Raw genomic sequence first — 9,877 nt, 5'->3', positions numbered from 1 at the left:
CGTGCGGCTGGTCCTCGGTGCCCTCGGAGCGGGGGAAGAACTCGTACCAGGCGCCGTACAGGGCGCGCTCGCGTTCCACCAGCAGCGGCAGGGTCCGGGAGGCGGTGACGAACTCCCGCAGCGGATGGCGGGCCAGCACCGCGTCCACCTCCGGCGTCAACGCCGCCGCCAGACGTGAGGCGGCCGGGCGGCTCTCGTCCCGCAGTGCGGTGACGGCGGCGAGCAGCACGTCACGTCGGCCGTCGGGGGCGCCGCCGGCGGCGCGCTCGTACAGGCGTGCGCCCTCCTCCAGGACCAGGTCCGTGTCCATGCCCGCCGGGATCTTGATCTGGGCGTGGTGGCGCCAGGTGGTGATCGGGTCACCCCAGGCCTCCACCGTGTACGTCCAGTGGCCCGGCTCGCCGGCGGTGACGGTGGCGCCCCAGCGGTCGGTGCCCGGCGCCAGTTCCCGCATCGGCGTCCAGGGGCCGGGACGGCCCTCCGGATCCGTCAGGACGACGTTTGCGGCGACCGCGTCATGGCCCTCCCGGAACACGGTGGCCGAGATCTCGAACGACTCGCCGGTCACGGCCTTGGCCGGCCTTCGCCCGTGCTGGACCACCGGGCGGACGTCGAGGACGGGTATGCGCCCGATGACCGTGGCGGCGCCCGCGGGGGGTGGCTGCGGGGCCGGTGGTCCGGCGTCGGCGGGGCGCACGGGATGGGCTTCGGTGCTGGTCGTCGGGGGTGCTGACGAGTGGTGCGTGGCGGGCATGACCGCTCCTGTCCGCGTCAACGTGGGTGGGCGGATGGCTGTGGGGAGGTGGTCCTGCGGGTGGTTCCCGTGAACTGTCTGTGTGGTGTACCGGAGGAGCCTTCCCACCCTATTCGGGTACGCAATCCGGCACTTTGTTAACTACTCACGCGTATGTCTACACACAAGACCGGTCCCGTTCGTGAACGAACGGGACCGGTCGGTGGACTGTGTGACTAAGAAGACGGCACCTGCAGAAGTTCGTCCGGTGAGCCGAGGCCCCGGCCGGAGACCTTCCCGGACACCGCCAGCTTCACGAGCGCCCTGGCGACCTGGTCCGGGGTCGCCTTCGGGCGGTCGGCCAGATACAGCGCGGCCGTGCCCGCGACGTGCGGGGTCGCCATCGACGTACCGGAGAAGGTCGCCTTCCCGGTGTCGCTCGCATAGGAGTCCGAGGTGATCGACACTCCGGGCGCGAACAGATCCACGGCCGAGCCGAAGTTCGAGAAGCCCGCCCGCGCGTCCGTCCTGTCGGTCGCGCCGACCGTGAGGGCCTCCTTGACGTCCGCCGGGGAGTAGAGGGCGGCCGGCAGGCCGTCGTTCCCTGCGGCAACCGCGTATGTGACGCCCGACGCGATGGAGCTGCGTACGGCGGCGTCCAGCTGGGCGTTGTAGGAGCCGCCCAGGCTGAGGTTGGCGACCGCCGGTTTCCTCGCGTGCCTGGTCACCCAGTCGATGCCCGCGATGACCTGCGAGGTCGTACCGGAGCCGTCGTTGTCGAGGACACGGACGGCGACCACCTTGGCCTGCTTGGCGACGCCGTACTTGGTGCCGGCGATGGTGCCGGCGACATGGGTGCCGTGGCCGTTGCCGTCGGAGGCGGTCTTGTCGTTTCCGACGAAGTCCCAGCCGTAGCTCGCCCGGCCGCCGAAGTCCTTGTGCGTGATGCGGATACCGGTGTCGATCACATATGCGGTGACACCGGCGCCCGCGGAGTCGGGCCAGGTGTAGCTCCGGTCCAGCGGCAGGCTCGGCTGGTCGATCCGGTCCAGACCCCAGGACGGCGGGTTCTTCTGCGTGTGGTCGAGGGACACGCGCGTGTCCTGGACGACCGAGGCGACCCGGGAGTCGGCCGCGAGCAGCTTGGCCTGTCTCTCGTTGGCCTTGACGGCGTAGCCGTTGAGGACCGAGCCGTAGGTGTGGCTTATTTTTGCCCCGTACTTCTCGGCGATGCCCTTTCCGGTCGCCGACGGAGCCTTCGTTCCCCCCTTGAGAGTCACCAGATAACTTCCGCTGACGGAGCCGGGCTCACCGGCGCCGAGTATCTGACCTTCCGGTGCGGCGTGCGCGGGCAGGGTGACGGCCGAGAGCGCGGCGGCGCAGGCCACCGCGGTCAGACCCCCTGTCCGGCGCAGACGCCGTGTTCGCGTCCGTGCCATGGTCCGAGTTCCCCTCCATTGACTCCAGTTGGCAGCCTCTCGTGCGGTGTAGAAGGCCCACAAGAGGGCCTACGGGGCGGAATCGGCCATGTCCGCCATGGCGGATGCATGAAGGTTGCGGTGTTTTCCGGACGGCGTAGGAGTGTGGCGTGCTCTTGGACGTGGCGTGGTTGCGGAGCCCTCCGCCCGGATACCGTCGAGGTTGACGACGAGGCGCACAGCGTTGTGCGTCCGCACAGCGACACGCGTCGAGGTGGAAAGTGAAGGCGATCCGTCGATTCACCGTCCGACCCGTTCTCCCCGAACCCCTGCGGCCGCTCAGCGATCTGGCCCGCAATCTGCGCTGGTCCTGGCATGCGGAGACCCGCGACCTGTTCCAGTCCGTCGACCCCGAGCGCTGGGCCGCCTCGGACGGCGATCCCGTACGGCTCCTGGGCAGCGTGTCGCCGGCGCGGCTCGCGGAGCTGGCCGGGGACCACCGCTTCCTGCGCCGGCTGGCCGAGGTCTCGGGCGACCTGGACGACTACATGACCGGCGACCGCTGGTACCAGACCCACTCCGGGGAACTTCCCGCCGCCATCGCCTACTTCTCGCCCGAGTTCGGCATCACGGCCGCCCTGCCCCAGTACTCCGGCGGCCTCGGCATCCTGGCGGGCGACCATCTGAAGGCGGCCAGCGACCTCGGGGTGCCCCTGGTCGGTGTGGGCCTGCTCTACCGGCACGGCTACTTCCGCCAGTCGCTGTCCCGGGACGGCTGGCAGCAGGAGCACTACCCGGTCCTGGACCCCAACGAGCTGCCCGTCGCCCTCCTCGAGGAGCCCGACGGCACCCCCGCCCAGGTCTCCCTCGCCCTGCCCGGCGGCCGGCAGCTGCACGCCCGTATCTGGCTCGCCCAGGTCGGCCGCGTCCCCCTGCTGATGCTCGACTCGGACGTCGAGGACAACAACTTCGGCGAGCGCGGGGTGACCGACCGGCTCTACGGCGGCGGCAGCGAGCACCGGCTGCTGCAGGAGATGCTGCTCGGCATAGGAGGAGTGCGGGCCGTACGGACCTACTGCCGGCTGACCGGCCACCCCGAACCCGAGGTCTTCCACACCAACGAGGGTCATGCCGGCTTCCTGGGCCTGGAGCGGATCGCGGAACTCTGCGAGAGCGGGCTGGACTTCGACTCCGCGCTGGAAGCGGTCCGCGCCGGGACCGTCTTCACCACCCACACCCCGGTCCCGGCCGGCATCGACCGGTTCGACCGGGAGCTGGTCGCCCACCACTTCGGCCCCGAGGCCGAGCTCCCGGGCATCGACGTCGAACGCATCCTGCGCCTGGGCATGGAGACCTATCCCGGCGGCGAACCGAACCTCTTCAACATGGCCGTGATGGGCCTGCGCCTGGGGCAGCGGGCCAACGGCGTCTCCCTGCTGCACGGCCATGTCAGCCGGGAGATGTTCTCCGGACTGTGGCCGGGATTCGACCCCGAGGAGGTGCCGATCACCTCCGTGACCAACGGGGTGCACGCACCCACCTGGGTCGCCCCCGAGGTGTTCCGGCTCGGCGCCCGGCAGATCGGCGCCCAGCGCACCGAGGACGCGCTGACCGTCGGCGGCTCGGACCGCTGGGACGCGGTGGGGGACATCCCCGACCAGGACATCTGGGAACTCAGGCGCAACCTCCGCGAGCAGCTGGTGGACGAGGTACGGGTGCGGCTGCGCGCCTCCTGGCGGCAACGCGGGGCAGGGACCGCGGAGTTGGGCTGGATCGACGGCGTCCTCGACCCCGACGTCCTCACCATCGGCTTCGCGCGCCGCGTCCCCTCGTACAAACGCCTGACCCTGATGCTGCGCGACCGCGACCGTCTGATGGACCTCCTCCTCCACCCGGAACGTCCCATCCAGATCGTCGTCGCGGGCAAGGCGCACCCGGCGGACGACGGCGGAAAGCGCCTGGTCCAGGAACTGGTCCGGTTCGCCGACGACCCACGGGTGCGCCACCGCATCGTCTTCCTCCCCGACTACGGCATGGCGATGGCGCAGAAGCTCTACCCGGGCTGCGACATCTGGCTCAACAACCCGCTGCGCCCCCTGGAGGCCTGCGGCACCTCCGGTATGAAGGCGGCCCTGAACGGCTGCCTCAACCTCTCCGTCCTGGACGGCTGGTGGGACGAGTGGTTCCAGCCCGACTTCGGCTGGGCGATCCCCACGGCCGACGGCGCGGGCACCGACCCCGACCACCGCGACGCCATAGAGGCAGAAGCGCTCTACGACCTGCTGGAACAGCGCGTGGCCCCCCGCTTCTACGAACGGGGCGAGCACGGCCTGCCCGACCGGTGGATCGAGATGGTCCGCCAGACCCTGACCCTGCTCGGCCCGAAGGTGCTGGCCGGCCGCATGGTCCGCGAGTACGTCGAGCGGCTCTACGCCCCGGCCGCTCACGCACACCGCGCCATGGACGCCGACTCCGCCCGCGAACTCGCCGCCTGGAAGGCCCGGGTGCGATCCGCCTGGCACGGCGTCACCGTCGACCACGTGGAGACGTCGGCCGCCATGGCCACCGCGGAACTCGGCAGCACGCTCGCACTACGGGTGCGCGTGGGCCTCGGCGAACTCGGCCCCGACGACGTGGAGGTCCAGGTCGTCTCGGGCCGCGTGGACCCCGAGGACCGCATCGCGGACGCGGCGACCGTCCCCCTGAAACCGGCGGGCGGCCCCGACCCCGATGGCAGGTGGGTGTACGAGGGGCCGCTCTCCCTCGACCGCACGGGCCCGTACGGCTACACGGTCCGCATCCTGCCGTCGCATCGGCTGTTGGCGTCCGCGGTGGAGTTGGGCTTGGTGGCGGTGCCTTCGGAGGAGACGGGGGAGGGCGCAGGGGTACTGATGAGGTGACGGCCGGGCATTCCCGGCCCTGGCGGGGCACTCTCAGGCCGGGCGGGCACTTCTCAGCCCGTCCGGCGTTCAGGTATCTCCGCCGGATCAGGCATTTCCAGCCCGTCCGGCGTCCAGGTGTCTCCGCCGGATCAGGCATTTCCAGCCCGTCCGGCGTTTGAGGACGAGGCCGTTCAGGCCGAAAGGCGGGGGCCTGGGGGCGGCAGCCCCCAGTCAACGGCGCCCCCAACCCCCGCTCACCCCTCGGAGAGCGCCGCGCACAACCCCCGCAAAACCTTCCCGCACCGCCGCGCATAAGCGTTCTGCAGGCCCCGCGTGGCCGGCCCGCCCGCCCGGGCGAACCACTTCGCGGGCCTGCTGAACGCGGACACCGTCAGCCACACCGTGCCGTCGCCCGTGCGCTCCACGAGGAAGAGCTCCTCGCCGCACTCCGGGTGGCCGGTCAGCGTGCCGTACGCCCACCCGATGCGGCGGGGTTCGTCGACCGTGTAGACGATGCGGCACGGGGCCCTGATCACTCCGGCGAGGGTGACGGTGACGTCGACGTCCGGTGCGGCGCGCTCGGCGCTCGCGTCGATGCCCACGCCCAGTTCCCGGTGCATCTCCCAGGTGAGGACCGCCTCGGCCGCTCGGCGGAAGCAGGGTTCGCCCTCGCCGATGCGCGTGCGCACATGCATCGGGCGAAAGCCCGGCGGGCAGAAACCGACGCGGCCGGTGCCGCCGACGTCGTCGTAGGTGAAGTCCTCCAGGCGCATGGGACACAAGAGTAGGGCGGCACCCGGGAATGCCTTCCTCCCGGGTGCCGCCCGCCAACCCCCCTCGGGTCAGCTCACGTTGACCGCGGACCAGGCCGCGGCGACCGTCTTGTACTCGGTGCTGCTGGATCCGTACAGGCTCGCCGCCGCCGCCAGCGTGCCCGCGCGGGCCCCCTTGTAGTTGGTGGTCGAGGTGAACTGTTCGGTCAGCGCCTTGTACCAGATCTGCAGCGCCTTGTCCCGGCCGATGCCGGTGACCGTGGAGCCGTTGGACGTCGGCGAGTTGTAGCTGACGCCGTTGATCGTCTTCGACCCGCTGCCCTCGGCCAGCAGGTAGAAGAAGTGGTTGGCGACCCCGGACGAGTAGTGGACGTCCAGGTTGCCGACGGAGGAGGACCAGGAGTCCGCCGAGCCGCCGTCCTTGCTGGGCTTGTCGAAGTAGCGCAGCGGGGTGCCGTCGCCGTTGATGTTGATCTTCTCGCCGATGAGGTAGTCACCCTTGTCGGACGAGTTGTTGGCGTAGAACTCGACGCCGACGCCGCCGAGGATGTCGGAGGTCGCCTCGTTGAGGCCGCCGGACTCGCCGCTGTAGTCCAGGCCGGCGGTGTTGGCGGTGACGCCGTGGGTCATCTCGTGGCCGGCCACGTCGATCGAGGTCAGCGGGTCGGTGTTGTTGTCACCGTCGCCGTACGTCATGCAGAAGCAGTCGTCGTCCCAGAAGGCGTTGACGTACGAGCTGCCGTAGTGGACGCGGGAGTACGCGGCCACGCCGTCGTCCTTGATGCCGCTGCGGCCGAAGGTGCTCTTGTAGTAGTCCCAGGTCTCCTGCGCGCCGTAGGCGGCGTCTGCGGCGGCCGTCTGGTCGCTGGAGGAGCTGGAGGCGGTGCCGGTGCCGAAGGTGCTGGACGAGCTGGAGACCAGCGTGCCCTTGCCGGAGGTGCCCCGCTTGAGGTTGTACGTCTTGTGGCTGCCGCGGGTGGCGTCCGTCAGGTTGTACGTCGAGCCCGACTGGGTGACGCTGAGGCTGACCGTGCCCGAGTACAGCGTCTTGCCGGTACCGGTGGCGTTCTCGATGGCCTGGTACTGGAAGAGCTTCTTGCCCGTGGCCGCGTCGGTGATGACGTGCAGCGCGTTCGGGGTGCCGTCGTCCTGGAGGCCGCCGACGACGGTCTCGATGGCGAGAACGGGCTTGCCGGAGCCGGCCCAGATGACCTTGCGGGTCTTGTCGGCCGAGGTTTTGTCCGAACCCGCGGTCTTCGCGGCGGTCAGCGCCTGCTTCTCGGCCTTGGCCGTGGTGATCTGCGGCTTGAGCGAGGCCACCTTGATGGCCGCCTTCGTCGCCTTGACGACGCTCTCGGTCTTGCCGGCCTTCGTCGCGACGACCAGGTCGCCGCCGAGGACGGGCAGGCCCGCGTAGGTGCGCTCGTAGCGGGTGTGGACCGTGCCGTCGGCGTCCTTGACGACGTCCTTGACGACCAGCTTCTCCTTGGTGCCGAGGCCTATCTGCTGCGCCGTGGCGGCGAGGCCGGCCTGGGCCTGCTTGATGAGGGAGACGCGGGTCGCGGCCGACAGCGCCGCGGGGGAGCCGGCCGTACGGGCCGTGGCCGTGGAGTCCGCCGGGGTCTGGGCGGCGGCCGAACCGGTGGTCAGACCGGTGGTGAGCAGGGCTCCGGCGGCAACTGCGGTTGCGATGGCCAGAGTCGAGCGCTTGTGACGCGCGTAGAGGGGGGTCACACAAGCTCCTTGTGGTGGGGGAGTCCGGCACGGCGTGGGGCGCCCGTCCGGAGTTGCAGTGAAGTTGTGCGGCGGTTGTGGAGAAGAGTGACATCCAGACGCGTACATGTCAGCGGGCCGAAGTGATGTTGGCTGGAAACCGACTGTCCGGTTAACGTTTCAGGGATGTAAACGGGCGCCGCCCCGGGAGTTGTGCTCCGGGACGGCGCCCTGTTTCCGAGGCCGCTGTCTGCGGTCTACGGGAATGTCACCTTCCAGCTGTTGAGCGTGCCGACGTCCTGCGCAGCCTGGTCCTGGACCTTCAATTTCCAGGTTCCATTGGCTGTTTCGCTCGAGGCGTTGACCGTGTACGTCTCCTGGACGTTGTCGGCCGAGTCCGAGGAGGAGAAGTTCTTCAGACGGTACGCGGTGCCCGACGGGCCGAGCAGATCGATCACCAGGTCACCCCGCCAGGTGTGCGTGATGTCGACACTCACCTGGAGGTTGCTTGGCGCGTTTCCGCTCCTGCCGGAGACGGTGATCGACGAGGTGACGGCCGGCCCGTTGTCCGGGATCGAGACCGGGGTCGTGTTCTCGTACGACGTGCCGGACCCGCCGCCACCGCCGGAGCGCGAGCCGACCTTCACGGCCGCCCATGCGTCCTGCACGGCCTTGTACTCGGCGGAGGTGGTGCCGTACAGCTCACCGGCGGCCGCGAGCGTGCCCGTGCGGGCGCCCGCGTAGTTGGTGGTGGACGTCCACTTGGTGGTCAGCGCCCGGTACCAGATCGCCAGGGCCTTGTCCCGGCCGATGCCGGTGACCGGAAGGCCGTCCGCCGTCGGCGAGTTGTAGCTGACGCCGTTGATGACCTTGGCGCCGCTGCCCTCGCTCAGCAGGTAGAAGAAGTGGTTGGCGACGCCCGAGGAGTAGTGCACGTCGAGGTTGCCGACGCCCGAGTACCAGGAGTCGGCGGAGCCGCCGTCCTTGCTGGGCTTGTCCATGTAGCGCAGCGGGGTGCCGTCGCCGTTGATGTTGATCTTCTCGCCGATGAGGTAGTCACCCTTGTCGGACGAGTTGTTGGCGTAGAACTCGACGCCGACGCCGCCGAGGATGTCGGAGGTCGCCTCGTTGAGGCCGCCCGACTCTCCGCTGTAGTTGAGGCCCGCGGTGTTGGAGGTGACGCCGTGGGTCATCTCGTGGCCCGCCACGTCCAGCGAGGTCAGCGGGTCCGCGTTGCCGGAGCCGTCGCCGTACGTCATGCAGAAGCAGCCGTCGTCCCAGAACGCGTTCACGTACGAGTTGCCGTAGTGGACGCGCGAGTAGGCGCCGACGCCGTTGTTCTTGATGCCGCTGCGACCGAAGGTGTTCTTGTAGAAGTCCCAGGTCTCCGCGGCGCCGTAGTGGGCGTCCGCGCCCGCGGTCGCGGCGTTCGAGGTGGTGCCGTTGCCCCAGGTGTTGCTGCTCTGCGAGAACAGCGTGCCGGTGCCGGACGTGCCGTGGTTCAGGTTGTACGTCTTGTGGCCGCCGCGGTCGCCGTCGGTCAGGTTGTAGTTCGAGCCCGACTGGGTCGTCGTCAGCGAGACCGTGCCGCTGTACTGCGTGTTGCCGGTGCCGGTCGCGTTCTCGATGCCCTGGTACTCGTAGAGCTTCTTGCCGGTGGTGGCGTCCGTGATGACGTGCAGCTGGTTCGGCGTGCCGTCGTCCTGGAAGCCGCCGATGACCGTCTCGTACGCGAGGACCGGCTTGCCGCTCGCCGCCCAGATCACCTTGCGGGCGCTGTCGGCGGTCGACTTGGTGCCGCCGAGGGCCTTGGCGCGCTTCACGGCCTGCTGCTCGGCGGCCGCCCTGGTGATGTCCGGGGTGACGTCGGCGACCTTGATGGCGGCGTTCGTCGCCTTGATGACGTCCTTGGTGGCACCCGACTTGGCGGTGTCGACGACCAGGTCGCCGCCGAGGACCGGCAGGCCGTCGTAGGTGCGCTCGTAGCGGGTGTGCAGGGTGCCGTCGACGTCCTTGACCACGTCACGGACGACGAGCTTCTCCTTCGCGCCGAGGCCGATGTCCTTGGCGGTCTGCGCACGGGCGCTGTCGGCGTCGCGTATCAGCTCGGCGCGCTGGGAGGGGGAGAGCTTGACGGCCGTGTGCGCCTTGTTCGGGGACGAGGCGCGGGCCGGAGCGGCGGACGCGGCGCCGGACTGGACGGCCGCGGCGAGCAGTGCGGTGACGCCGGCGACGGCGACGATGTGGGAGGTGCGTCTGCGAGAGGAACTGCTTCTCAACACTGACTCCTTCTGCGTGGCCGCGGGTTGCGCGGCCAGGGAGATCCGGACGGTGGGTCGACCGTCCGGGCAGAACTGG

6 protein-coding genes are annotated in these 9,877 nt (G+C 70.0%); 1 reads left to right on the top strand and 5 read right to left on the bottom strand.

All coding sequences use genetic code 11. From position 1 onward, the window contains the following. Both ACFY1E_RS24120 and ACFY1E_RS24115 read right to left on the bottom strand, forming a co-directional pair. A partial coding sequence (locus ACFY1E_RS24120; RefSeq protein WP_389079279.1) for a maltotransferase domain-containing protein occupies window positions 1–754 on the bottom strand: 754 nt, incomplete at its 3' end. 215 nt (window positions 755–969) lie between these two features. After that, window positions 970–2,172, bottom strand: a complete 1,203-nt coding sequence (locus ACFY1E_RS24115; RefSeq protein WP_389079278.1) for a S8 family peptidase — start codon at window positions 2,170–2,172, stop codon at window positions 970–972. A 260-nt stretch (window positions 2,173–2,432) separates the two neighbouring features. Between ACFY1E_RS24115 and ACFY1E_RS24110 the strand changes: the two genes are divergently transcribed. Beyond that, on the top strand, window positions 2,433–5,051 hold the full coding sequence (locus ACFY1E_RS24110; RefSeq protein WP_389079276.1) for a glycosyltransferase family 1 protein: 2,619 nt from the start codon (window positions 2,433–2,435) through the stop codon (window positions 5,049–5,051). A gap of 236 nt (window positions 5,052–5,287) precedes the next feature. Here ACFY1E_RS24110 and ACFY1E_RS24105 read toward each other — a convergent pair whose 3' ends face one another. From ACFY1E_RS24105 to ACFY1E_RS24095, 3 genes are all read right to left on the bottom strand, one after another. Next, entirely contained in the window at window positions 5,288–5,806 is a 519-nt protein-coding gene (locus ACFY1E_RS24105; RefSeq protein WP_389079273.1) for a DUF1990 family protein, read from the bottom strand. A gap of 69 nt (window positions 5,807–5,875) precedes the next feature. Continuing rightward, on the bottom strand, window positions 5,876–7,540 hold the full coding sequence (locus ACFY1E_RS24100; protein WP_389079271.1) for a M4 family metallopeptidase: 1,665 nt from the start codon (window positions 7,538–7,540) through the stop codon (window positions 5,876–5,878). 236 nt (window positions 7,541–7,776) lie between these two features. Further along, entirely contained in the window at window positions 7,777–9,798 is a 2,022-nt protein-coding gene (locus ACFY1E_RS24095; protein WP_389079269.1) for a M4 family metallopeptidase, read from the bottom strand. Window positions 9,799–9,877: the final 79 nt, after the last annotated feature.

The organism is Streptomyces sp. NPDC001604, from assembly GCF_042893475.1.
In the GTDB taxonomy this organism is placed as follows: domain Bacteria; phylum Actinomycetota; class Actinomycetes; order Streptomycetales; family Streptomycetaceae; genus Streptomyces.
Note: the sequence above shows the minus strand (reverse complement) of the source record. Positions and strands in the feature narration are given on the sequence as shown.

What these genes read in the sequence shown, in the direction of transcription:
- ACFY1E_RS24115 (WP_389079278.1), bottom strand. Translation starts at nt 2,172, where the DNA reads ATGGCACGGACGCGAACACGGCGTCTGCGCCGGACAGGGGGTCTGACC.
- ACFY1E_RS24105 (WP_389079273.1), bottom strand. Translation starts at nt 5,806, where the DNA reads ATGCGCCTGGAGGACTTCACCTACGACGACGTCGGCGGCACCGGCCGC.